Raw genomic sequence first — 24,558 nt, 5'->3', positions numbered from 1 at the left:
GATAGCGCATGAAGAAAACCCCGACGTCGAGGGTCGATCGTCTGCTGGGCTCGATGGGCTATGGATCACGCGCCGAAATGGCGCGGATGGCCAAGGCGGGCGGCATCGTGCTGGACGGGGCGGACCTGACGGACGTGTCCAAACGCATTGCGGTGACGCCGGACCTGCCCACGCGAATGGAGATCGACGGCGAGCCGCTGGACCCCGTGCAGGGGCTGGTGATCCTGCTGAACAAGCCGCTGGGCATGACCTGCTCACACAAGGAAGAGGGGGCGCTGGTCTATGACATCCTGCCGGGACGGTGGCGGGCGCGCGATCCCGCCATCTCGACCATCGGACGGCTGGACAAGCAGACGACGGGCCTGCTTCTGCTGACCGACGACGGCGATCTGCTGCACCGTGTGATCAGTCCCAAACGCCATGTGGCCAAGGTTTACCGGGCGGGTCTGGCGCGGCCTCTGACGGGCACGGAAGGCGCGCTGTTCGCCTCGGGCGAGCTGGTCCTGGAGGGTGAGGACAAACCGCTTGCGCCGGCGGTGCTGGAGGTGGTGTCGCCGACCGAGGCCCTGCTGACGGTGACGGAGGGGCGCTATCATCAGGCGCGCCGGATGTTCGCGGCCGCCGGCAACCACGTCGAGACCCTGCATCGCGAACGGCTGGGCGGACTGGTCCTGCCCGCCGATCTGGCGCCCGGTCAGTGGCGGCTGGCGACGGCGGATGAGGTCGCATCGATCTTCACGGCGCCCGAGAGCCTGGGTTGAAGCTCTTGACGCCTGCGGGATCGGACGCGCAGGTCGAAGGATGACCACCAAGATCAAGATCTGCGGCCTGACCACGTCGGACAAGCTGGACGTCGCCCTGCAGGGCGGGGCGGACTTCGTGGGGGCGGTGGTGTTTCCCAAAAGCCCGCGCCATCTGGATCCCGAAACCGCCGCGGCCCTGTTCGAGCGGGCGCGGGGGCGGGCGAAGATCGTGGCGGTGACGGTCGATCCCGACGACGCCCTGCTGCAACAGATCGCCCTGACGCTGAGGCCCGACTTCATCCAGCTGCATGGGTCTGAGGCGCCGGTGCGGGCAGAGCGCGTGCGGGCGCTGACGGGGGCGGGTGTGATCAAGGCCCTGCCGATCCGGCAGGCGGACGACTTCGCCGCCGCCGATGCGTGGCATGATCATGCCGATCATCTGATGTTCGACGCCAAGCCGCCGGAGGGGTCGGCGCTGCCCGGCGGGGTGGGACACAGCTTCGACTGGACCCTTCTGTCCGGCCGCGCCTTTCTCCGTCCGTGGTTCTTGGCCGGGGGTCTGAACCCGGACAATGTGGCCGAGGCGCTGAGGATTACGGGCGCGCCCATGGTCGATGTGTCCTCTGGCGTGGAAAGCGCGCCGGGTGTTAAGGACGCCGACCGGATCGCGACCTTCATCCAAAACGCGCGCCGGTCGTAATTGCGACGCCTCTCCGCGTGAAAGTCGAAACCGTGAACGCCCAAACTCCCATCGTGGCCCCCATCCAAGCCGCCGATTCCGCCCAGCCGCTGTCGAACGCCTACGCCTGGCCGGATGCGCAGGGTCGCTTCGGTCCGTATGGCGGTCAGTTCGTGGCCGAGACCCTGATGCCGCTGATCCACGAGCTGGACGCGGCCTATAAGGCGGCCAAGGCGGACCCCAGCTTCCAGGCCGAGCTGGACAGCTTTCTGACCCACTATGTCGGTCGCGAAAGCCCGCTGTATTTCGCCGAGCGCCTGACCGAACATTTCGGCGGCGCCAACATCTGGCTGAAGCGCGAGGACCTGAACCATACGGGCGCGCACAAGATCAACAACTGCATGGGCCAGATCCTGCTGGCCCGTCGCATGGGCAAGACCCGCATCATCGCCGAGACCGGCGCGGGTCAGCACGGTGTCGCCTCGGCGACCGTGTCGGCGCGCTTTGGCCTGCCCTGCACGGTCTATATGGGCGCGGTGGACGTGGAGCGGCAGCAGCCGAACGTGTTCCGCATGCGTCTGCTGGGTTCGGAGGTCTTCTCGGTCACGGCCGGCGCCGCGACCCTGAAGGACGCGATGAACGAGGCGATGCGCGACTGGGTCACCAACGTCTCGGACACCTATTACATCATCGGCACGGCGGCGGGTCCGCACCCCTATCCGGCCATGGTGCGCGATTTCCAGTCGGTGATCGGCAAGGAGATCAAGAGCCAGTCAATGACCCGGATGGGCAGACTGCCGGACGCCGTGGTCGCCTGCATCGGCGGCGGCTCGAACGCCATCGGCGCCTTCCACCCCTTCATCGAGGACGAGGGCGTGCGCCTGATCGGCGTCGAAGCGGCCGGCCATGGGCTGGATACGCCCGATCACGCGGCCTCGCTGAAGGGCGGGCGGTCGGGCGTGCTGCACGGCAACCGGACGTACCTGTTGCAGGACGAGGACGGCAACATCGTCGAGGGGCACTCGATCTCGGCCGGGCTGGACTATCCCGGCATCGGGCCGGAACACGCCTGGCTGCACGACATCGGCCGGGCCGAATACCGCTCGGCGACGGACAATGAGGCGCTGGAAGCCTTCCAGCTGTGCTCGAAGCTGGAAGGCATCATTCCGGCGTTGGAACCGGCCCACGCCCTGGCGCGGACGGGCGAAGTGGCGCGCGAAGTCGGCAAGGGCGGCGATGTCGTCCTGCTGATGTCGGGGCGCGGCGACAAGGACATCTTCCAGGTCGCCAAACATCTGGGAGTGAACCTGTGATCCGTACCCTTCTTGCGGCGACCGCCGTCCTGAGCCTGTCCGCCGCCGCTGCGCAGGCCCAGACACCTACCCCGACGCCGGCCCCCGCTGCGCCGCAAGGCGGTCCGGCCGACGTCGGCCTGCTGCCCGGCGCGGAGCTGTCGCCCGATTGCGGAGGGCTGAACAATCTGACGGGGCGGGCCTATTGCGTGACCGCACAGCTGGGCCAGATCGGCGCCCTGGCCGACGCCTATATGGCCGATCTGGAAACCAAGAACTGGCTGGCCGCCGGCGGCGACGACAACCGCGTCGTCTTCATCAAGCGCCGTGAGGCCGGCGGCTGCGACGGCATGCAGATGGTCGCCTTCTACGACACCACCAAGACCGCCGTCGCCGAACTGCCCGGCTATCTGGGCTTCGCCACCATTCCGGGCGACGTCTGCGCCGCTGCTGCGGCCGCGACACCGCCCGCCGCAGGTACGACGCCGCAATGATCCTGGCGTCTCTCGCCGCTGCTGCCTTGTTCGCGTCGAAGGCGGATTGGCGCGATGATTTTGTCCTGCCGGAGATTGAGGATGCCGTTGTCGGGACCGAGTGCCCTCCTTCAGAGGAAGGCGGCGACCGCTATTTTTGCCTGACATATCCACGAGAAAAAGCGAGAGCAGTGCGGGAGCAATTTACATCTGCGTTGCAGCAGCAAGGCTTTATGGTCGGTCCCGCGCCCGAGGTTAGCTTTGGTTTTCTGCGGCTCAAGGGTGCCGATCCGAACCAGCCTGAATTCTGTGAGAGCGGGCTGGTTTCGATCTTTGCTGTCGAAGGCGAACCGGACTCCGCAAAGACGGCTGTCATGGTGATCGCCTTGGCTAGAGATACCTGCGGAGAACCCGCGATCGAGGGCAATGACCAATGACCACCGCCCGTATCGACGCGCGCTTCAAGGCGCTGAAGGCCGAGGGCCGTGCGGCCTTTATTCCCTATGTGATGGGCGGCGATCCGTCGCGTGAAGAGGCGCTGGCGATCCTGAACGGCCTGCCCGCAGCGGGCGCGGACATCATCGAACTGGGCTTTCCGTTCAGCGATCCGATGGCCGAGGGGCCTCCGATCCAGCGGGCGGCGATTCGGGGCATGGCGGCGGGTTTCGGCCTGCGCTCGACCATGGATCTGGCCAAGGAATTCCGTAAGGGCGACGACGCCACGCCCATCGTGCTGATGGGCTATCTGAACCCGATCGAGAGCCTGGGCTATGACGCCTTCGCCGCCTATGCCGCCGACTGCGGCATCGACGGGCTGATCGTGGTGGACTGTCCGCCGGAAGAGGCCGGGCCGCTGATCGAGGCGCTGGATAAGGTTTCGATCTCGCTGATCCGACTGGCGACGCCGACCTCGGATGACGAGCGGCTGAAGATCGTGGTCCAGGGCACGTCGGGCTTCGTCTATTATGTCGCCGTCGCGGGCGTGACGGGCGTCAAGGAAGCGAACGCGGATGTGGTGGCGCCGGCCGTAGAGCGGGTGCGCAAGGCCTCGGGCCTGCCGGTCGCGGTCGGCTTCGGGGTCAAGACGACGGAACGGGCCGCCGAAATCGCCCGCGTCGCCGATGCGGTGGTCGTGGGCTCGGCCCTGGTGGACGAGGTGGCGGCGGCGCTGGAGGCGAACGAACCCGTCGCGCCGCGCGTTCTGGCCCGCGTGAAGGCGCTCGGCGATGCGGTTCGATCCGTCGCCGCTAGTGCTTCCGTGGCGGAAACCGTCTAAGAGCGCGCGGATGAACGACAAGACCAAGCCTCAGGAAAAGCGCGGCGGCTGGCTGAGCCGCTTTGCGCCCGGCGTCCGCAAGATCGTGTCGCGCCGCGACACCCCGGACAATCTCTGGGTCAAGGATCCCGACAGCGGCGAGATGCTGTATCGCTCGGATCTGGAGGCCGCCCTTTGGGTGACGCCGTCGGGCCGGCACATGCGCATCGATGCGCCGACCCGCCTGAAGGCCACCTTCGACGGCGGCGTCTTCCAGTCCATCGATACGCCGGATGTGCCGGAAGATCCGCTGAAATTCTCGGACGGCAAATCCTACAAGGATCGCCTGAACGCCGCGCGCAAGGCGGCGGGCCGCAAGGACACCATGGCCATCGGCTATGGTTCGGTCGGCGGTCAGGATGCGGTCGTGATCGTTCAGGACTTCACCTTTATGGGCGGGTCGCTGGGCATGGCGGCGGGCGAAGCCTTCATCAAGGCGGCGCGCGAGGCGGTGAGCCGCAAGGTTCCGCTGGTCTGTTTCACCGCCGCCGGCGGCGCGCGGATGCAGGAGGGCGCCCTGTCGCTGATGCAGATGGCACGCACCACCTTGGCCGTTGAAGAGCTGAAGGATGCCAGACTGCCTTACGCCGTGGTCCTGACGGACCCGACGACGGGCGGGGTGACGGCCTCCTACGCCATGCTGGGCGACGTCCACATCGCCGAGCCGGGCGCCCTGATCGGCTTCGCCGGACCGCGTGTGATCGAGGCGACCATCCGCGAGAAGCTGCCGCCCGGCTTCCAGCGCGCCGAATATCTGCAGGAAAAGGGCATGGTGGACCGGGTCGTGACCCGCGCTGACCTGCCGCGCACCCTGGGTCAGATCCTGTCCATGCTGATGGGCGAAACCCGCGCCGCCGCCTGAGACCGTCTGAAGGGCCAGTCGATCGCGGTCGAGGCCCACAGGCACCACCACACGATGACCGGCTGAAACAGCAGGCGCGGGCCGTGATAGGCCCAGCCGACACCTGCGCCTGACGTCATAAAATTGAGCGCATGCTGGATGTTGGCCGGATAGACGCAGACGGCGTAGGCGGCCAGCGCCCATCCGGCGGCGACGCGCAGGCGCGGGATCGTCAGACCCGCCGCGCCCAGCAGTTCGGCGATCCCCGTCAGGGCCACGACCAGGGCCGGCTGCGGAACCCACGCCGGCGTAATCCGCACGAAGGGGCCGGGGACCATCAGATGCAGCACGCCCGCGCCCAGGAAGACGGCCGCGAGGACGAGGCGCGCCGCGGTTCTGATCTGCGGCCTGGAAGTCATGTCGCGGTTCTCGAAATCAGGGGGTAAAGGAGGCGGATGGATCCCGTCTCCGAACGACTACGCGCGCGCCACCCCCAGCGGATCGACCTTTCGTTGGAAAGAATGCGCGTGCTGTGCGCGGCCCTTGGCGATCCGCAGCACAAGCTTCCGCCGGTGATCCATGTGGCGGGCACCAACGGCAAGGGATCGACCGTGGCCCTGATCCGCGCCATCGCCGAGGCGGCGGGGCTGAAGGTGCACGCCTACACCTCGCCCCATCTGGTCCGGTTCAACGAGCGGATCCGACTAGCAGGAACGCTGATCGAGGACGATCATCTGAACGCGATCCTGGACCGGATCGAGGCGGTCATGGCCGAGACGGACAGCGAGGCCACGGTATTCGAAAGCACCACCGCCGCCGCCTTCCTGGCCATGTCCGAGACGCCCGCCGATCTGGCCATCATCGAGGTGGGTCTGGGCGGGGTGCTGGACGCGACCAATGTGATCGAGCGGCCGCTGCTTAGCGTCATCGCCCCGGTCGACTACGACCATGCGGAGTTCCTTGGCACGGATCTGGCCGCCATCGCCTCGGAAAAGGCGGGTGTGCTGAAGGCAGGCGCGCCGGCCGTGATCGCGCGACAGAAGGAAGAGGCGATGGCGGCCATCGAACGGCGCGCCGCCGACGTCCATGCACGGCTGACCGTGCTGGGTGTGGACTTCGACGCCTGGGCCGAGCGGGGCGGTCTGGCGTTCCAGACGGCCGAACTGTTCATGGACCTGCCGGCGCCGGCCCTGGCAGGCGCGCACCAGATCGACAATGCGGCCCTGGCCGTGGCGGCGGCGGTCGAACTGGACCTGCCCGAGGCTGCGATCGCCGAGGGACTGAAGCGCGTGCGCTGGCCCGCCCGGCTGCAGAGGATTTCGGCGGGTCCATACGGCGCTGCGGCCGAGGCGGCGGAGGCGGAGCTGTGGCTGGACGGGGGGCACAATCCTCACGCGGCGCGGGCGCTGGCGGCGTTTCTGGCCGAGCGTCAGGCGCGGGCGCCCCGTCCCCTGGCCTTGGTCTGCGGCATGTTGAACAACAAGGATGCGGGCGGTTTCTTTGCCGCGCTGAAGGACAGTCAGGCCACCGTCTTCACCGTCGGCTTCGACGGGGCCGCAGCCGAGCCGACGGCCCTGGCGGCCGTGGCGCGCGGGCATGGGCTGGCGGCGACGCCGGCAGGTTCGGTTTCTGAGGCGCTGGACCTGGCGCTGCGCTTGGGCGCGGGCCGGGTCGCCATCTGCGGATCGCTGTATCTGGCCGGCGAGGTCTTGGGCGCCAGCGAGGAAACCTGGCCGGTCTAGAGCCTGATCGGTTGAGATGGAATCGCTTCGCGATTTCATCGATGCCGTGAATCAGGCTCCAGAGTCATGCTGGACCGAACTCTGGGTTCGGATGGACTGCGTCCGACCAAACCCAGAGTTCGGTCTAGCGCGTCATCCAGGGCTTGGACTTGCCGGCGGCGATGCGGGCGGCCTGTTCGCGCTGGAAGCGACCGCCGCGCGGAGGCTTGGCGCGCGCATCCAGCCTGGCGTTCTTCAGGCGCAGGGCCTTCTGGACCGGGGTCTCGCCGGGGATGTCGTCAGCCGGGTTCGAGGTGTCTTCGTCGCTCATGGCGCCATCCTAGCATGAAAAACGCCCGCCGGTCGGACCGGCGGGCGCTTGAACCGACAGGGTCGAAAAGGCTCAGGCCTTGACGCCGGCCTCGGCCAGCCATTCGACGATCTTGCCCTTGGGCATGGCGCCGACCTTCATCGAAGCCATCTGGCCGTCCTTGAACAGCATCAGGGTCGGAATGCCCTTCACGCCCAGCTTGGACGGGGTCATGGGGCTGTCGTCGATGTTGATCTTGGCCACGGTGACCTGACCGCCCAGTTCGTCTGCGATCTGTTCCAGCGCCGGGCCGATCTGTTTGCAGGGGCCGCACCATTCGGCCCAGAAGTCGACCAGGACAGGGGTCGAGGATTTCAGGACGTCGGCGTCAAAGCTCTCGTCGGTGACTTTTACAGTCGCCATGAATGGCTCCTTGGGGCGCTATCGCTCGGCGCGCGGCGCCTCGCTGCATGAGCGCGTGTTGGTGTTGGCCGGATGTGTCCGGGTTCGATGGCAGATGTGGGAGCGAATCGCGGGCAATTCAACTGCCCGCGAGCGCCGCCGCCAGCAGGGTTTCCGGAATGGGCATCAGCTTGGGCCCGTCAGTCCAGACCAGGGCGGCCTCGACCAGGCGGTCGGGATAGAGGCGCTTCAGCACGGCGACATAGACGGCGGCCTGCAACACATAGGCGGGATCGACCGACTCGACGGCGTCTGGCGCGGGGCGGTTGGTCTTGTAATCGACGACAAGAACCTTCTCCGGCGTTACCACCAGCCGGTCGATACGACCGTTGATGGCGACGCCGGGCGGCAGGTCGGGCGCGGACCCCGTCAGGGCGACTTCGGCGCGGGAGCCGGGACCGAAGACGGGGGCGAAGCGGGCGTCGTCCAGCACAGAGAAGGCGGCGGCGATCATCTCGGCGCGCTGGGCCTCGTCCAGATCGGTCTCGCGCGCCAGAAGGCGCCGGGCGGCGTCGGGGCGGTCGGCGGGCGCGATCTCGGGCAGGCGTTCCAGCAGCCGGTGGATCAGGTCGCCGCGCCGGAACCGGCCCATAGACGCGCCGCCGGCCGCGCTGCGGGCCAGGGGCGAGGGGGCGGGGATGCGGATCGCGCCGCCCTCCATCCGCGACGGCGAGGCGAAGCGGGCGGCGGCGTCGGCGGGCGGCGCGGCGGCGGTCCAGGCGGGCAGGGCGGCGGCGCAGGCGATCGCAGCGGCCTGTGTCGGGCAGCGTTCGGGATCGACGCCATAGCGGCGCACGCCGTTGTCGATCTCACGCACCTGATCGCCCAGCCGGTCGAAGGTCTCTTCGATGATCGACCACCAGCTGCCGGCCTCGGCGCCTCGGCTGGAGGCGCGGCCCATGACGATGACGCGGTCCCGCGCGCGGGTCAGGGCGACGTAAAGCAGGCGCAGGGTCTCGTCGTCGGTGCGGGTCTGGCGCGCGGCGCGGGCGTCGGCCGAGGCGGGGCAGTCGTCCTTCGCCGAGCCGGGCGCCATCAGCCAGGCCTCGCCTTCGCCCTCCGGCGTGACCGCAGGCATCAGGGACGGCCCCTGCGCCTTCGCCTTCATGGTCGTGTCGGGCAGGATGACGATGGGCGCCTCCAGCCCCTTGGCGCCGTGGACGGTCATGACGCGGACCTCGCCGCGCGCGCCTTCCAGTTCGCGCTTCACCTCGACGTCGGCGCCCTCCAACTGGGCCAAGCAGGTCTCCAGATCGATCGCGCCACGGTTCTCGGCCGCCAGCACCTGGTTGAGGGTCTCGTCGATAGCCTCTTCCGCCTCGCGGCCCAGCCGGGCCAGGATGCGGGCGCGGCCAGATCGGCCCGTCTCGTCCACCCGGTTCAGGGCCTGAGAGAAGAAGGCGAAGGGATCGCCGCCGCGCGCGCCGATGGCGGCCTGCAGCGTGTCGCGCGCGCGGGTCCACTCGGTGCGTTCGTGGGCCCGGTCGCGCAGATCGCGCCATAGCTGGCCAGCCTTGCGGTTCTCGCGCCCGGCCAGCGCATAGAGGCCGTCCTCGTCCACATCGCACAGCGGGCTGCGCAGCACCTCCGCCAAGGACAGGTCGTCGTCGGGGAAGAGGGCGAAACGCGCCAGGGAGATCAGGTCGTCGAAGACGATATGGCTGGACAGTTTCAGCCGGTCGGCGCCGGCGACAGGCACGCCCTCGGTCTTCAGCGCCCTGATGATCTCCTCGAACGTCGCGTCGCGGCGTCGGACCAGGACGATGTAGTCGCCGTAGCCGGCGGGGCGCAGGTCGCGGTTGCTGCGATCGAAGACGGCGACGCCGCTTTCGACCTGCCGGCGGATTTCGCGGGCCAGGTCGCGGGCCAGGCGCTTCCGGGCGCTGCCGGCGCTTTCCTGATCGACCGGATCGTCCCAGGCGTCGGTCTCGGGCGCGAGCTCGTCCAGGAACAGTGGCCACAGGTCCACCGACCCGTGCTGGCCCATGCGCGCGGGGATGTGGCGGGCGATGTCGCCTTGCGGGCCGGTCAGGGCGCGGGTGCGGTCGGGATCGGCGAAGACGGCGTCGACGAAGGCCAGCACCTCTTCGGTCGAGCGATAGGAGGTGTTCAACTCCGGCCCGGCGAAGGGCTCGCCGGCGCCCTCGGCCAAGGCGAGGAAGGCGCCGCGTTCCTGGCGCAGCCGTTCGGGTCGCGCGCCTTGGAAGGAATAGATCGACTGTTTCTCGTCGCCGACGGCGAAGACGGTGCGGCCAGATTTTTCGCCAGAGTAGAACTCGCCGGTCAGGGCACGGACGATGGCCCATTGTTCGGGGGCGGTGTCCTGGGCCTCGTCGATCAGGACGTGATCGACCCCGCCGTCCAGCTTGTACAGCACCCAGGCGGCGGCCCCGCTTTGGGTCAGCAGGGCGGCGGCGCGCGCGACCAGGTCGGGAAAATCCAACGCCCCGCGCTGGGCCTTGGCGGCTTCGTAGAAGGCGGCGTGGGCGCGGGCCAGGGTCAGGACCTTGACCGTATCGTCGGCGACCTTGGCCTTGCGCAGAGCCTCGCGCGTGGCGAGGAACTTGGTCTGAAGGTCCAGCAGCCAGCCGACCGCCCCCTGGGGCGCCGACTTCGTGCCCATGCTCTTTCGCGGTTCGCCCGCCTGGGTGCAGAAGACCCCGGCCAGGGCCGCGAACCCGGCATAGGGAGGGGCGGCGACGCTCATGGCGTCGGCGATCTTCTTGTCATTGGCCGAGCCGGTTTCCATGGCTTCGGCGATGCGGTTCCATTCGCCGGGATCGATGAAGGCGACGAAATCGCGCTCCAGATCCTCCGGGCTGCGATCGCGTTCGGCGCCGGTCAAGGACCAGGGATCGGGCGCGGTCCCGGCCTCGGCACGGTCGATATAGTCCAGCAGATCGGCGCGCTTGGCCTCGATCATCGACAGCAGGGCCTGGAACCGCTGCCAGTCCAGCTCGACGGCGAAATGGCTGTAGGCTTGGCCGATGGGGCCTTCCGGATCGGCGACGGCGGCGCGGGCCAGGTCTTCGCGCGCGGCGTGGCTTAGGGCGGTCGCAGCCTGGTCTTCCAGCACGGTGAAGCGGGGCGAGACCCCAGCCTCCAGCGGGAACCGGCGCAGCAGCTTTTCGCAGAAGGCGTGGATGGTCTGGATCTTCAGGCCACCCGGCGTCTCCAGCGCCCGGGCGAACAGCTTGCGCGCGCGGGAAAGCGCGGCGTGATCCATCGCCTGCGGGTCGCCGTCGTCCAGCCGGGCCAGTTCGCGCGACAGCGCGGCGTCGTCCAGCACGGCCCAGCCGCCCAACTGGTCGAACAGCCGGGCCTGCATCTCGGCGGCGGCGGCCTTGGTGTAGGTGACGCAGAGGATGGCGCCGGGATCGACCTGATCCAGCAGCAGCCGCGCCACCCGGTTGACCAGGGTGGTGGTCTTGCCCGAACCGGCGTTGGCGGTGACGAAGACGGTCAGGCGCGGATCGGCGGCGACGATCTGAGGGGCGATGCTCATTCTTCGTCCCCATCGCCGATCACAGACCATTCCCAGACGCGGGCCAGATGATCGTAGTTGCCGCCCTGGTTGCCCATGAACTGAGGCGCGGCCCAAGAGACGTAAGGCGTGTTCTCGTCGTCGAAGCGCGCGACGCGGCGCATCAGCCCGTCCAGCGCCGCCTGGGCCAGGTCGGCGGCTTCAAGGCCCGAAGCGCGGGTGACGACTTCGCCTGCCGTTTTTCGCCCGACCACGCGGACATAGGTCAGTTCGTCGGGTGTGACCGGGCCGTTGGTATCCTTGAACCCGCCGTCTGCCAGGATGGCGGCGGTCAGGGTCAGCTGCGGGGCGAAGCCGGACTTGACCTGTTTGGCGGACGGCGCCGCCCCGGTCTTGAAGTCCATGACCGCCGCCCCGTCGGACGCCAGCTCGATCCGGTCGGCGAAGGCCTTGACGGTGAAGGGGCCGGCGGGGGCGTCGAAGGTCATGGCGCCCTGTTGCTCGACCAGGATGTCGACGCCCCGTGCGCGGCGGCGACGCTCGAAATCGGTCAGCCAGCGGGCGCAGTTGCGGGCGAGGGGCGCCTCGCGGGCCATGGCCGCATCCTCGAATCCGCGTGCGCCCAGTTCGCGCAGCAGATGGTCATGCAGGATGGCCTCGCAGTCGTCAGGCAGGTCATTGGGCCAGTCCAGCGTCAGCCGCTCGATGGCGGCGTGGACGGCGTTGCCGCGTGCCAGGGCTTCGGCAGACGCGCCGGGCCGCTCCATCGCCTCCAGCCCCAGCACCCACAGGGCGTAGATGGCGTAGGGGTCGCGCACCCAGCGTTCGATGCGGGTGACGTACAGGCTGCGCGGACGGCGATGCACGGGCGGGCGCGGCTCTGGGCGTTTGGCGAACTGCGGCGGGCCGGGCGGCGGCGCATCCAGGGCGCGGGCCCAGTCGATGACGGCGGCCGGGCGGGCGATGGCGACGGGCGTTTCGACAGCGTTCGCGCCGCGCGTCAGCATCTCCAGCCGCCACAACCAGCGCGAGCGGACGGCGGGCTGGCCGCCGCGCCGGTCGCTGTGGATCAGGATGACCTCGTCGGCGCAGGCGGCCTGGACGAAGTCCTGGGCCGTCTGGCCCAAGCGGCGTTCGGGCGGGGGCAGGCCCAGGGCCTTGCGCATCGGGCGCGACAGGAAGGGGTCGGTCGGCGCGGCCTGGGGCCAGACGCCTTCCTCCAGCCCGGCCAGGATCATCCGGTCGGCGCGGACCAGGCGGGCCTCGATGGCGCCCAGAATCCGCAGGGACGGATGGGTCGCTCCGCCGGTTCGCACGACGTTTTCCTTGACCAGGGATGTGACTAGTTCGGCCAGTTCCGCGCGGCGGATACGGCCCAACGAGGCCCCGCCTTCGATCAGGCTGGACAACAGGGCGGCGGCGGCTTCGCCGTCGGGGCCGGCCCAGGCGTTCTGGCCGGCTAAGGTTTCGATCAGCCGGGTCAGGGCCGAGGCGGCGACGTTCAGATCCGCGCAGGGGGTGAACACGGCGGTCGCGCCCTCGACGGCGGCCTGAAGCTGATCAACCAGACGGGTCGCGGCCGACAGCCGGACCTGTTTCCATTCCGGCGGCGCCTTGCCGCGCCGGTCGGGCTGTACCGCCTCCAGCAGGCGGCGATGGATGGCGGCGAAGTCGCGCGGGCGAGGGCCGCGCAGGGCGTGTTCCTCCAGCGCCGCGACGGCTGCGGCCTGAGACGTGGAGTGAGGGGCGTCGCCCAGGTCGAACCGGGCCAGCGGATGTTTGACGACGGCGAGCAGCAGATGGGGCTGGACCGGATCGGCGATCCAGCGGGCGCACAGATCGACCAGGGCGCCAGCGGGCAGGCGCGACAGGGGGGCGCCGGCGGACGAATCGGGGATGACGCCCCAGCGTTCCAACCGGGCGGCGACGCGGCGACCCAGGGCCTGATCCGGGGTGACCAAGGCGCACGTCTTGCCCGGCGTTTCCAACGTCTCGCGCATCATCAGGGCGATGGCGGCGGCGGCCTCTTCCTCGGCGCGCACGCTCAGCAGCGACAGGCCCTGCAGACCCTCGGCGATGGGATCGCGCGCCTCGCCGCGCCCGGCGGCGGTCGAGCGGATGTCGCGGATGGCGCGGCGCCAGTCGTCGGTGGCCTCGGCCGGACGCAGGGCCTCGTTGACCAGCCGCTGGCGCGCCAATCCGCGCGCCTCGACAGCCGGGGGGACGGCGGGCCGGAACCAGGGGCGGACGCTCTCGCGCGCGATCTCGCAGCGGTCCAGCAGCCGCTTCATCGCGCTTTGCGGATGCTGTTCGTCCAGCCGGTCCCAGACGCCCGCGTCCAGATCGAGGTCGAGGCCAGGCAGGACGACGCAGCCCAGCGGCGCCCCGGCCACGGCCTTCAGCACGTCGCCGGCGGCGGGGACGGTGCCGGTCGAGCCGGCGGCGATGACGGGCTGGCGCGGCGGCTCGCCGTCCCACAGGTTGGCGAGGCGGCGCAGCAGGGTCGCGCGACGCCAGGCCGGATCGACCAGACCCAGTTCGGCCAGACGCTTCGGCCAGGCCTCGACCGCCAGACCCAGAAACTCGGCCGACCGTTCCCAGTGTTCGGCCATTTCGCCGTCGACCAGTGTGGCGATCCGCTCAGGGTTCTGAATCTCTTCCAGTTGGCAGGAATCGAGGAAGCCGCCCAGCGCATCGGCCAGATCCAGCGCGCGCATCGGGCTCAGGGACGCATCGAACTGGTCGACGATCATCCGCGCCATCTCGAACCGGCGGGTCAGGGCGGGGATGGCGGGCGGCAGGTCCAGGCCCAGGGCGCCGGGCGTAAACGGCGGCTCGTCCTCCTCCAGATCGCCCAGCGGCCGCACCTGAGGCAGCAGGATGGGGCGACCCTGCGACAGCTTGGACAGGGCGCCGGTGAAGGCGCGCGCCGCCCGGCGGTTGGGCAACAGGATAGTGGCGTCCGACAGGGTTTCGGGCGGCAGATCGCCCAGCCAGGCCAGCACCCCGGCGGCCAGATCCTCAAGAAACGGCCGGTGCGCGGGGATGGCGTACCAACGGGGAATAGCTCCCAGGAAAGGTTCGAAGCCGCTCACGCCTCTCCCGCCAGTTTCGCCTCGGCCTCATCGCGCGCCTGCGGGTCGCCGACGTGCATCCAGTCGCCGTCCAGGACACAGCCGAACAGACGTCCCTCAGCGGCGGACTTGCGCCAAAGGGGGCTGAGGGAGAAGGGGCCGTCGGGGCCGTGGTCGGCGTAACCGGGGCGGGTGATGTGGACGCCCATAAAGGCGAACGGCGCGGACGGGGCGTCGCCGCGGAAGGTCAGCGTCCCGTCGTCGGCCATGAAGAAATCGCCGTCGCCCTCAAAGCCGATGGAGCCTTCGCGGCGGGCCAGCAGCAGGGCGGCGTCCATCGTCTCGGGATTCCACAGGCGGACGAGGTCGGCGAGCGCATCGCCGCGATCGATCCAGACGCTGTCGATGTTGGCGACGAACACGGGATCGTCGCCCAGCAGGGCGTGGGCCTTTTTTAGCCCGCCGCCAGTCTCCAGCAACTCGGCGCGTTCATCGGAAATCACGATTTCGGGGCCGCATCCTCGCGCCGCCAGATGCGCTTCCAGCCGGTCGGCGAACCAGTGGACATTCACTACCGCTTTTTCGACGCCGGCCTCCGCTAGACGGTTCAGCACATGGTCGATCAAGGCGCGGCCCTGCACCTCGACCAAGGCCTTGGGTCGGTCGTCGGTCAGGGGGCGCATGCGCGTGCCCAGGCCGGCGGCGAGCACCATTGCGGTCTTGGGGGCCGTCTTCGGAGCGGTCATGCGCGCACCTCGGCAGGAACGTGACGGTCGAACCAGCGGGCGACGGGCGCCAGGGCCGGCTGGTCCAGATTGGTGTTCAGATGCCGCCACATGCGCGGCAGAAACTGGCGGTATCGCGGTTTTCCATCGCGCGCGATCAGCCGGGCGAAGATGCCGATGATCCGCGCCTCGTTCAGGGCGGCGAGGCCGGCGTAGTCGGCCATGAAGGCGACGCGGTCGACGCCGGGGCGCAGGGCGAAATAGCGGTCCAGGGCCTCGGCCTCCAGCGCCGGCGACACGTCTCGGCGGGCGTCCTGCAACAGGGAGTGCATGTCCCAGGACGGGTGGGCGCGCACCGCGTCCTGAAAATCGATCATGCCGACGCGGGCTGGGCCGTCGCGCTGGGGCAGCCAGATCAAGTTCTCGGCGTGATAGTCGCGGTGGGCCATGACCGAGGCCCCGGCCGCGCCGGAGGCGACGATCGGCGCCCAGGCCGTGCGCCAGTCGGCGATGGCGGCGTCGTCGACGCTGACGCGACCGTCGAGTTTCGGCAGCCAGTCGACGAAGAGATCAGCCCCGCCCTGCAAGGCCGTCTCGTCATAGGTCAGCAGCGGCCAGTCGCCGCCGGGGCCGTGCAGGGTTTCGGGCGGAGCGCCCGCCTCGTGCAGAACGGCCAGGGCCTCGATGGCGGCCAGATACAGCGGCGTTTCGTCTGCGCCGTCTTCGATGACGCGGGCGAACAGGTCGTCGCCGAAATCCTCAAGCAAGGCCAGGCCGTTGGCGGCGTCCAGGGCCGGGATTTCGGGAGCGGACAGGCCCAGAGATTTCAGGTGGGCGGCCACGGCGGCGAAGGCCTCGATCCGGCCGGCGGACAGGCGGGCCACGGCGTTCCAGCCGGCGGCGTGACGCTGCTCGGGCGTCCAGCGCGGATCGCACGGCTGGCTTTCGGCGGCGGGCGCCTGATCCATCAGCATCAAGGTCGGACCGGTCGTCGGCGTCAGCCGCTCATACCGCCGCGTCGAGGCGTCGCCGGGCAGGGGGGCGCGCACCGCGTCGCCTAAGCCTGCGGACGCCAGGAAGTCGAGACGAAGCTGTTCGCGATCAGAAACGGACATGGTCGATCAGCTCTTTCCATCGGCCTACGCCGGAAACGGTCGCAAGGCGGCCTTCGCCCTGTTCCGAAATCGTAACGGTGAGTTGGTCAGGCCCCAGGAACCGGCCCGGTTCCTCGCCCAGCCGTTCGGGCCATTCGATGACGGCGCAACCCTCGTCCAGCGCCTCGTCCAGACCGATCTCGAACGCCTCTTCCGGTCGGGTCAGGCGATAGAGATCGAAATGGGCGACGGGCGGGTCGCTCTCATAGAATTGGACCAGGGTGAAGGTCGGGCTTGGCACGTCCTCGTCCGGCGTGGTCAGGGCGCGGATCAGGCCGCGCGCCAGGGTCGACTTGCCCATGCCCAACGGCCCGTAGAGCAGCAGGCTGTCGCCCGGCGCCAGCAGGGGGGCGATGGCCTGGCCCAGGGCGGTGGTGGCCTCGGTGTCGGGGAGTTCGATCTTCATGGGAACACCGCGTCAGGATCGGCGGCCAGGGTGCGTTCGGTGAAGGCCTTCAGCGCCTCGGTGGCCTTGGCCGCGTCCACGTCCAGCCGGTCGGCGGGAATGGGCAGGCCGACATCGACGCCGAACGGCTTGCCCGTCTTGTTCAGCAGTTCGTGGAACAGGGTCACGTCGCGCAGCTCCTGCGAGACCTTGTCGAACAGGTGGAACAGGCGGCTGTAGGGGCCGGTGACGTGCATGGGTATCACCGGCGCGTCGTATTTGCGGGCCATCGAGGCGGCGGTCGGGGCCCATTCGGGATCGGTCAGGACGCCGTTCTTTTCGCGCGCCAGACGACCGGCGGGGAACATGACGACGCAGCGTTCGGCCTCGAACGCGTCCTTGGCGGCGTTCAGGGTGGCGCGGGTCTTTTCGCGGGTGCGTTTGGCGTGGACCCATTCGACGGGGATGATGGTCTCGTTCAGCCGGGGCGAGACGCGGATGGCGTCGGCGTTGGCGAAGAAGATCATGTCGCTTCGTCGCTGCTTGATCGCGTCGAACACGGCGACCCCGTCGGCGATGCCGGTGGGATGGTTGCACACGACGATGCAGCGGCCGGTCGCGGGCAGGCGCTCCAGGGTCGTCGTCGTCACCTTCAGCCGCAGCAGGTCCGAGACGTAGTCGAAGGTGTCTGTCCCCGACAGGTCGCGGATGGCGTCGGCCATCCGCACCGCCGCCCCATAGCCCAGCACGCCGTAAAGCGCCGGCCGCACGACCGGCCACAGCGGCGAGGCGGTCAGGCGCGGCGCGCGTTCGGCGATCAGCACATCGACGATGTGGGGCTGGCTGCGGGCGGGAAGGGTGGCGGCGGTCATGGAAGATCGCTTGTCGCCGGTTCGGTCGGAGGGGGCAAGATGCGCGGCGACCTGTGCGCTTGGCGATCAGACGGACGGCCCCTATCAAGGTCTGAAAACCTGTGGGGATTGAAACATGACGCGTTCACGCTGGATGGCGGCCGCCGCCTTCGGAACCCTGATGCTGGCCGCCGCGCCTGCGTTCGCTCAGCAGGCGGGGCCCGCCGCCGCAGAGACGCCGGCGACTCAAGCCCAAGCTCAGCCGCGCGGCCTGTCGCTGAAGGACCTGGCGATGATGGAGCGGGTCAGCGAGCCGCGCGTCTCGCCGGGCGGCCGCCAAATCCTCTACGCCGTGCGCACCACCGACTGGGAGGGCAACAAGGGCGTCAACGGCCTGTGGCTGGCGGACGTGTCGGGCGGCGAGCCGCGCAAGTTGGCGATCTCGGAAGGCGGCGCCTCGGGCGCGCGCTGGGCGCCGGACGGCGGGGCCATCTATTTCCTGTCGTCGCGGGGCGGATCGAACCAGGTCTGGCGCACGGATGCGGCCGGGATGGAGGCGGCCCAGGTGACGACCCTGCCTTTCGACGTGTCGGGCTTCCGCATCGCGCCGGACGGCAAGTCGCTGGTCCTGGCCGTCTCGGTCTTCGTCGATTGCGACACCCTGGCCTGCACCAAGACCCGGCTGGATGCGCGGGGCAAATCGACGACCCAATCCTATGACCGTCTGCCGCTGCGCGACTTCGACCACTGGGTCGATAAGCGCCGCACCCATCTGTTCGTCCAGCCGCTGAACGGGTCGGGTTTGAGTGGCGGCGAACCGCGCGACCTGCTGGCGGGTCTCGATGCAGATGTCTCGGCGGGCGATTCCAGCTTCGACATTTCGCCGGACGGCCGGACCCTGGTTTACGGCACCCAGACGCAAGGGGCGGGCGAAGCCTTCACCAGCAACAGCGACGTCTTCCGCGTGTCGCTAGATGGCGGGGCGCCCGTCAATCTGACCGAAGCGAACAAGGGATCGGACGGCAATCCGGTCTTCTCTCCGAACGGTCGCCAACTGGCCTGGCTGTCGGCGCCGCGCGAGAACGTCGGCGGGGATCAGGCGGCGGTCTGGGTGGCTGACGCCGACGGCTCCGGCGCGAGGAAGCTGACCGACTGGGATCGCGGCGCGGGCGGCCTGCAATGGCGCACTGACGGCCGGTCGCTGCTGGTCTCGGCGGCGGACGAGGGCCAGAACCGGCTGTTCTCGGTCGACGCCCGCACCGGCCGGATCACACCGCTGACCGGAAACGGCACGGTCGGCGCCTATGAGGAGAAGGCCGGGGTCCTGGCCTATGCCCACGAAAGCTTCGTCGCCCCGACCCAGATCTTTGTGCAGACACGCGGCGAACCCCGCCAGATCAGCCGCCAGAACGCTGAGGTGCTGGCGCAGCTGGACCTGCCGAAAGGCGAGGCCTTCACCTTCGCCGGTTGGAATAACGAGCCGGTGCAGGGTTGGGTGTTCAAACCGGCGGGCGCGGTCGAGGGTCGGCGCTATCCGGCGGTCTATCTGACCCACGGCGGGCCGAAATCGCCCTGGACCGAAAACTGGTCCTACCGCTGGAATCCGCAGGTTTATACGGCCGCGGGCTATGCGGTGGTGATGATCAACTTCCACGGCTCGCCCGGTTACGGCCAGGCCTTCACCGACGCGATCAACGATCACTGGGGCGACCGGCCGCTGGAGGATCTGGAGAAGGGCTGGGCGGCGGCGCTGTCGAGCAATCCGTGGATCGACGGCGACCGGGCCTGCGCGCTGGGCGCCTCCTACGGCGGCTATATGGTCAATATGATCGCCGGAAAGTGGAACGGGCCGTGGCGCTGCCTGGTGAACCACGCCGGGGTGTTCGACGTGCCGCAGCTGATGAACGCCATGGATATCGGCAACTTCATCTGGGAGTTCGGAGGACCAAGCTGGGAGCGCAAGGCCGTCTATGACGCCTTCAATCCTGAGACTTACGCTGGCGATTGGAAGACGCCGATGCTGGTGCTGCATGGCTCCAAGGACTTCCGCGTGCCGATGGAGCAGGGGCTGGCGACCTTCTCGGCGCTTCAGCGTCAGGGCGTGCCTAGCCGCTTCGTCCATGTGCCGGACGAGAACCACTGGGTGCTGAAACCTCGCACCTGGGTCGACTGGCAGCAGGAAATCCTGGATTGGGTGGGCCGCTATACGGCGCCGGCGGGCTGAGCGACCCATTGACGCGCCTTGGCAGGGTGCTACGCCTCGCGGCCAGAAAGCTTCGCGAGGAAGATCTTGATGCGTCACCGTTCCCTTCTGTCCGCCGCCTGCGCGGCTGTTGCGCTGATGAGCGCCGCGCCTGCCCTGGCCCAGGTGCCGCCCGCGCCGGTTCCGGCCGCGCCCGCGACGCCTGACGCCTTCACCTATCAGGACATGATCTCGGCCAACCGGCTGGGCGATCCGCAGGTGTCGCCGGACGGCCGCTATGTCGTCTATTCGGTCACGACCACCGATGTTCAGGCCAACAGCCGCGCCGGCAGCCTGTGGATACTGGACCTGAACGCGCCGGACACGGCCCCGCGCCGCCTGGCCATCTCGGATCAGGGCGCCAACACCGCGCGCTGGGGCGGGGACGGCAATCTGTATTTCCTGTCGGGCAAGTCGGGCGCGAGCCAGGTCTGGCGCGTGGCCTCGCCGACGTCGGCGCCGGTTCAGGTGACGAACCTGCCCACCGACGTGAACGCCTATCGGATCAGCCCTTCGGGCGACAAGGTGGCGGTGTCGCTTGCCGTTTATCCGAACGCGGCCGACCTGAACACCTCGGTCCAACAGGGCAAGGCCATTGCCGAGCAGAAGACGACGGGCCAGGTCTATGACCGCATGTTCGTGCGTCACTGGGACACCTGGAACGACCACACCCAGAACCACCTGTTCGTCCAGTCGATCGGTCGCGACGGCAAGGCCACGGGGACGCCGACCTGGATCACCAAGGGCTTTGACGGCGACACGCCCTCCAAGCCGTTCGGCGACGAGAGCGAGTTCGTCTTCACGCCGACGGGCGACGCCGTGGTCTTTTCGGCGCGTCTGGCCGGCCAGACCGAGCCGTGGAGCACCAATTTCGACCTGTGGAAGACCAACGGCCTGTCGGGCGACGGCACCTTCACCAACCTAACCGACGACAACGACGCCTGGGACACCGGCCCGGTCTTCTCGCCGGACGGGCGGACCTTGGCCTATCGCGCCATGGCGCGGCCGGGTTTTGAGGCCGACCGCTACCAGATCGTGCTGATGGACGTCGAAACGGGCCAGAAGCGCGAGATCGCCTCGAACTGGGATCGCTCGGCCGACACGCTGCAATGGTCGCGCGACGGCCAGACGCTGTACACGACGGCAGGCGACGTCGGGTCGACCAAGCTGTTTTCGGTGGATACGCGCAACGGCGTGGTGACGCCGATCACGGGCGCGGGCCACGTCTCGGCCTTCCAGCAGACGCCCTCCGGCTTCGTCTTCGCCCAGGACAGCCTGCGCGAGCCGGGCGACCTGTATTTCAAGACCTATCTGGGTCGCGAGATGCCGCGTCGCCTGACGCAGTCCAACCCCGCCTTCGCCGCCAAACAGTTCGGCGAGTATGAGCAGTTCAGCTTCGCCGGCTGGAACAACGAGACGGTCCACGGCTATGTCATCAAGCCGGCCGGATACGTCGAGGGCCGCAAATATCCGGTCGCCTTCCTGATCCACGGCGGGCCGCAAGGTTCGTTCGGGGACGGCTGGTCCTATCGCTGGAACCCCGAGACCTATGCGGGCGCGGGCTATGCGGTGGTGATGATCGATTTCCACGGCTCGACCGGCTACGGCCAGGCCTTCACCGACGCGATCAGCCAGCACTGGGGCGACCGCCCGCTGGAAGACCTGCAGAAGGGCTGGGCGGCGGCTCAACAGAAGTACAGCTTCCTGGACGGCGACAACGCCTGTGCGCTGGGCGCCTCCTATGGCGGCTATATGATCAACTGGATCGCCGGCAACTGGTCGAACGAATTCAAGTGCCTGGTCAACCACGACGGCGTCTTCGACACCTTCGGCATGGGCTATTCGACCGAAGAGTTGTGGTTCACCGAATGGGAATACGGCGGCACGCCGTGGGACAAGCCTGAGGGCTATCAGAAGTTCAACCCGGCCAACCACGTCGATAACTGGAAGACGCCGATGCTGGTGGTTCAGGGCGACCGTGACTTCCGCATTCCGACCGCCCAAGGCCTGTCCACCTTCACCGCCCTGCAACGGCGCGGCATCGACAGCCGCCTGATCGTTTTCCCCAACGAAAACCACTGGGTGCTGAAGCCGGCCAACAGCCTGCAATGGCACAATGAGGTGTTCGGCTGGCTGAACAAATATCTGACGCCGACGCAGTAAGAGACGTCCGTCCAGACGACAAAAAGGGGCGCGGTCCGATGACCGCGCCCCTTTCTTCATGCCCGTTTGTTCAGGATCAGAGCGCCGCGCGCTGCATCGGCGCGCCGGCCAGACGGTCATACTGATGCGCGGTCATGCAGCGCGGCGCGGCCCAGCGCTGGCCCGACTGATAGGCGGAGACGGCCTGTTGAGCCGTGACGAAGCTCGGCGTCGCGCCGTGGTCGCGCTGGTAGGCCGTGCGTGAGGCCACGTCGGTTCCGCAAACCTTGACGGTTTGCAGCACGGCCGCGCGCTCGGCGGGGCGCGGACTTTGCGCCAGCGCCGGCGTCGTTGCGGCCGCCAAAGCTGCAGCGATCAGGGCGGGGGTCAGGAAACGGGTCATCGGCAGTCCTCCACGGCCTGAATTAAGATCAGGACTCTGACGAATTATGCGCCGATCTTGGAGTTTGTAAAGGTTATGCGACAGCTTCGCGTCAGATCGACGACAAGCTGACCCCGCGGCGCCAAACCGGGGCTGGTGCGTTTCCTTTGGCTGACGGAGACGAGCGATTGTCGAACCCACGGAATTGGCGCACTTTTCGGGCCGACCTGAACCAGCGGGCGTGGGCTCCGGCCGGGGCGCGTTTGCGCACTTGGCGCGACTGGGTGCGCGACAACGATCCCGTCTATGCGGCGGCTCGACGACCGGGGACGGCGGAAAAATGGGCGGCGGGCGTGGTGCTGGTCCTCGTGGCGGCCGTCGTTCTTTTCGTGGCCCTGTTCGATTGGAACATGCTGCGCGGGCCCATCGGCCGCTGGGCCTCGGTCAAATACGATCGCGAAATCGCCCTGACCGGCGACCTGGACGTCAATCTGTTCAGCTGGACGCCGTCCGCCGTGGTGCGGGGGCTGAAGATCGGCGGGCCCGACTGGGCGCGCGATCGCGACACGGCCGACGTCGATGAGGTCCAGGCCTCGGTGCGCCTTCGAAAGCTGCTGGCCGGTCAGGTTGAGATGCCCCTCCTGAGCTTCACTCGGCCCCGGGTCGTGCTGATCTCCACCAAGGACGGCCGCAAGAGCTGGCAGTTGAATCCCAACAAGCCCGACGACGGCGAAGGGCTGAACCTGCCGGTCATCCAGCAACTGGTCATCAAGGACGGGCAGCTGATCTTCGAGGAGCAGCGGCGCGGACTGACGCTGGAGGCGGCGGTCAATGCGCGCGAGGCGTCCAGCGGCCAGGCCGGTTTCGTGCTGGACGGGCGCGGCGATGTGCGCGGCGCGCCCATGACCGTCAGGATCGAGGGCGGCCCCTTCATTAACATCCGGCGCGACCGTCCCTATCGGTTCGAGGCCGATGTGACCGGGGCGGACTCATCCCTGGTCGCCAAGGGGTTGATCACTCGGCCGTTCGATCTGGGGCGGTTCGACGCGACCATGACGATCCAGGGACGCAATATGTCGGACCTCTATCTGCTGACCGGGGTCGCCCTGCCAAATACGCCGCCGTACCGGCTGTCGGGCGCGCTGAACCGCGATCGGCGGATCTGGACCTTTAAGGATTTCGACGGGCGCGTCGGCGCTTCCGATCTGTCGGGTGAGGTGAAGGTCCAGTCGGGCCAGCGTCTACGCGTCGACGCCGACCTGACCTCGCGTCGTCTGGACATCGACGACCTGGCCGCTGTCCTGGGCGCGAGGACCCGGACGAATGCGGCGGGCACCGACACCGACGCGCCGGTCGTGGTCGGCGGCAAGCTGCTGCCGGACGCCAAACTGCAGACCGAGCGTCTGCAGACCATGGACGGCTCCCTGTCCTATCGGGCCGGATCGGTGAAGGCGAACGCCTTCGACGTGCGTCAGGTGAACCTGGGCGCTGATCTGAAGGACGGCATCTTGAAGCTGGACCCGATCAGCTTCGACTTCAACAGAGGTGCGCTGAACGGCACGGCGCGGATCGATGCGACGAAGGACACCCCCTACAGCACGGTCGATCTGCGTCTGGCCGGCTATCCGCTGGAATCCATCATCCCGGCCCGCAACGGCTCGGCGCCCGTCACCGGCAGGGCGCTGGGCCGGGCGAAGCTGGAGGGGCCGGGCGCCTCGATCCATGATTTCGCCGCCGCGTCGAAAGGCTCGCTCAGCCTTGTGGTGCCGAATGGCAAGATGCGGGCAGCCTTCGCTGAACTGCTGGGCATCAACGCCAGCGCGGGGCTGCTGAAGCTGTTGAGCGGAGATCAGTCCGAAAGCCAGATCCGCTGCGCCGTCGCCGACTTCAACGTCAGCGGCGGCACGGCGACCGCCCGCACCTTCGTCATCGACACCGATGTGGTCCTGGCCCAGGGCAAGGGCAGCATCAACCTGGGCGCCGAGACGATGAACCTGCGGATCGAGGGGGAATCCAAGAAGCCGCGGCTGTTGCGCCTGTGGGCGCCGATCACCGTCTCGGGCCCCCTGACCGCGCCCAAGGTCGGGGTCGATGTCGGTTCGGTGGTGTCGCAGGGCGGTCTGGCGGGCCTGTTGGGTGCGGTCGTGGCGCCTGTGACTGCCCTGTTCGCCTTTGTCGATCCGGGGCTGGCCGAGGACGCCGACTGCGGCCGGCTGATCGCCAATGCCCGCTGATCGTAGATGACGACCGATCCGGCGATCCGAGCGTATTGTGGGTGATGGA

General features: G+C 68.6%; 21 protein-coding genes. 11 read left to right on the top strand and 10 right to left on the bottom strand.

The genetic code is table 11. The annotated features are described in order from the left end of the window. Nucleotides 1–8 precede the first annotated feature (8 nt). The 7 genes from ASF31_RS09965 to accD all read left to right on the top strand — a co-directional run bounded on the left by ASF31_RS09965 (nucleotide 9) and on the right by accD (nucleotide 5,364). The gene (locus ASF31_RS09965; protein ID WP_055754512.1) at nucleotides 9–761 is read left to right on the top strand and encodes a pseudouridine synthase; all 753 of its coding nucleotides are present in this window, start codon (nucleotides 9–11) and stop codon (nucleotides 759–761) included. A 40-nt stretch (nucleotides 762–801) separates the two neighbouring features. Next, nucleotides 802–1,443: a phosphoribosylanthranilate isomerase gene (locus ASF31_RS09960; protein WP_055754511.1), complete on the top strand. Its 642-nt coding sequence runs from the start codon at nucleotides 802–804 to the stop codon at nucleotides 1,441–1,443. Between the two features lie 89 nt (nucleotides 1,444–1,532). Then, complete coding sequence (gene trpB, locus ASF31_RS09955; RefSeq protein ID WP_162233963.1) at nucleotides 1,533–2,735, top strand: tryptophan synthase subunit beta; 1,203 nt, start codon at nucleotides 1,533–1,535, stop codon at nucleotides 2,733–2,735. After that, the gene (locus ASF31_RS09950) at nucleotides 2,732–3,208 is read left to right on the top strand and encodes a hypothetical protein (protein WP_055754510.1); all 477 of its coding nucleotides are present in this window, start codon (nucleotides 2,732–2,734) and stop codon (nucleotides 3,206–3,208) included. The genes trpB and ASF31_RS09950 overlap by 4 nt, the downstream gene beginning before the upstream one ends. Beyond that, nucleotides 3,205–3,624, top strand: a complete 420-nt coding sequence (locus tag ASF31_RS09945) for a hypothetical protein (RefSeq protein WP_055754509.1) — start codon at nucleotides 3,205–3,207, stop codon at nucleotides 3,622–3,624. Before ASF31_RS09950 ends, ASF31_RS09945 begins: the two co-directional genes overlap by 4 nt. Further along, a complete protein-coding gene (trpA, locus tag ASF31_RS09940; RefSeq protein ID WP_055754508.1) occupies nucleotides 3,621–4,463 on the top strand; it encodes a tryptophan synthase subunit alpha in 843 nt (280 codons plus the stop codon). The genes ASF31_RS09945 and trpA overlap by 4 nt, the downstream gene beginning before the upstream one ends. 10 nt (nucleotides 4,464–4,473) lie before the next feature. Next, on the top strand, nucleotides 4,474–5,364 hold the full coding sequence (gene accD / locus ASF31_RS09935) for an acetyl-CoA carboxylase, carboxyltransferase subunit beta (RefSeq protein ID WP_055754507.1): 891 nt from the start codon (nucleotides 4,474–4,476) through the stop codon (nucleotides 5,362–5,364). On the opposite strand, the gene ASF31_RS09930 is transcribed toward accD, so the two are convergent. After that, a complete protein-coding gene (locus tag ASF31_RS09930; protein WP_055754506.1) occupies nucleotides 5,319–5,762 on the bottom strand; it encodes a DoxX family protein in 444 nt (147 codons plus the stop codon). The two genes, accD and ASF31_RS09930, sit on opposite strands and share 46 nt — an antisense overlap. 36 nt (nucleotides 5,763–5,798) lie before the next feature. On the opposite strand from ASF31_RS09930, the gene ASF31_RS09925 reads away from it, so the two are divergent. Continuing rightward, nucleotides 5,799–7,085: a folylpolyglutamate synthase/dihydrofolate synthase family protein gene (locus tag ASF31_RS09925; RefSeq protein ID WP_055754505.1), complete on the top strand. Its 1,287-nt coding sequence runs from the start codon at nucleotides 5,799–5,801 to the stop codon at nucleotides 7,083–7,085. 124 nt (nucleotides 7,086–7,209) lie between these two features. On the opposite strand, the gene ASF31_RS09920 is transcribed toward ASF31_RS09925, so the two are convergent. The 8 genes from ASF31_RS09920 to ASF31_RS09885 all read right to left on the bottom strand — a co-directional run bounded on the left by ASF31_RS09920 (nucleotide 7,210) and on the right by ASF31_RS09885 (nucleotide 17,530). Then, a complete protein-coding gene (locus ASF31_RS09920) occupies nucleotides 7,210–7,395 on the bottom strand; it encodes a hypothetical protein (protein WP_055754504.1) in 186 nt (61 codons plus the stop codon). A gap of 72 nt (nucleotides 7,396–7,467) precedes the next feature. Further along, nucleotides 7,468–7,797 (bottom strand): thioredoxin, encoded by a 330-nt coding sequence (trxA, locus tag ASF31_RS09915; protein ID WP_017506226.1) that lies wholly within the window; start codon nucleotides 7,795–7,797, stop codon nucleotides 7,468–7,470. 118 nt (nucleotides 7,798–7,915) lie between these two features. After that, on the bottom strand, nucleotides 7,916–11,341 hold the full coding sequence (gene addA, locus ASF31_RS09910) for a double-strand break repair helicase AddA (protein ID WP_055754503.1): 3,426 nt from the start codon (nucleotides 11,339–11,341) through the stop codon (nucleotides 7,916–7,918). After that, nucleotides 11,338–14,415: a double-strand break repair protein AddB gene (gene addB, locus ASF31_RS09905; protein ID WP_055754502.1), complete on the bottom strand. Its 3,078-nt coding sequence runs from the start codon at nucleotides 14,413–14,415 to the stop codon at nucleotides 11,338–11,340. Before addB ends, addA begins: the two co-directional genes overlap by 4 nt. Beyond that, a complete protein-coding gene (gene murU, locus ASF31_RS09900; RefSeq protein ID WP_055754501.1) occupies nucleotides 14,412–15,107 on the bottom strand; it encodes an N-acetylmuramate alpha-1-phosphate uridylyltransferase MurU in 696 nt (231 codons plus the stop codon). The genes addB and murU overlap by 4 nt, the downstream gene beginning before the upstream one ends. A gap of 29 nt (nucleotides 15,108–15,136) precedes the next feature. Then, complete coding sequence (amgK, locus tag ASF31_RS09895; protein ID WP_055754500.1) at nucleotides 15,137–16,234, bottom strand: N-acetylmuramate/N-acetylglucosamine kinase AmgK; 1,098 nt, start codon at nucleotides 16,232–16,234, stop codon at nucleotides 15,137–15,139. Further along, complete coding sequence (gene tsaE / locus ASF31_RS09890) at nucleotides 16,221–16,679, bottom strand: tRNA (adenosine(37)-N6)-threonylcarbamoyltransferase complex ATPase subunit type 1 TsaE (RefSeq protein WP_055754499.1); 459 nt, start codon at nucleotides 16,677–16,679, stop codon at nucleotides 16,221–16,223. The genes amgK and tsaE overlap by 14 nt, the downstream gene beginning before the upstream one ends. Beyond that, entirely contained in the window at nucleotides 16,676–17,530 is an 855-nt protein-coding gene (locus tag ASF31_RS09885) for a GNAT family N-acetyltransferase (RefSeq protein WP_055754498.1), read from the bottom strand. The genes tsaE and ASF31_RS09885 overlap by 4 nt, the downstream gene beginning before the upstream one ends. Nucleotides 17,531–17,645: 115 nt before the next feature. Here ASF31_RS09885 and ASF31_RS09880 point away from each other — a divergent pair, with 115 nt between their 5' ends. Further along, complete coding sequence (locus tag ASF31_RS09880) at nucleotides 17,646–19,733, top strand: S9 family peptidase (protein WP_055754497.1); 2,088 nt, start codon at nucleotides 17,646–17,648, stop codon at nucleotides 19,731–19,733. Between the two features lie 69 nt (nucleotides 19,734–19,802). After that, on the top strand, nucleotides 19,803–21,914 hold the full coding sequence (locus tag ASF31_RS09875; protein WP_055754496.1) for a S9 family peptidase: 2,112 nt from the start codon (nucleotides 19,803–19,805) through the stop codon (nucleotides 21,912–21,914). A 76-nt stretch (nucleotides 21,915–21,990) separates the two neighbouring features. Here the strand turns inward: ASF31_RS09875 and ASF31_RS09870 are convergent, their stop codons facing one another. Then, the gene (locus ASF31_RS09870; RefSeq protein ID WP_055754495.1) at nucleotides 21,991–22,296 is read right to left on the bottom strand and encodes a hypothetical protein; all 306 of its coding nucleotides are present in this window, start codon (nucleotides 22,294–22,296) and stop codon (nucleotides 21,991–21,993) included. Between the two features lie 263 nt (nucleotides 22,297–22,559). Between ASF31_RS09870 and ASF31_RS09865 the strand changes: the two genes are divergently transcribed. Beyond that, nucleotides 22,560–24,509, top strand: a complete 1,950-nt coding sequence (locus tag ASF31_RS09865) for an AsmA family protein (protein WP_235551308.1) — start codon at nucleotides 22,560–22,562, stop codon at nucleotides 24,507–24,509. Nucleotides 24,510–24,558: the final 49 nt, after the last annotated feature.

It is taken from the genome of Brevundimonas sp. Leaf280 (assembly GCF_001422455.1).
Taxonomy (GTDB): domain Bacteria; phylum Pseudomonadota; class Alphaproteobacteria; order Caulobacterales; family Caulobacteraceae; genus Brevundimonas.
The sequence above is the reverse complement of the archived record's forward strand: the minus strand, read 5'-3'. Positions and strand labels throughout refer to the sequence as shown.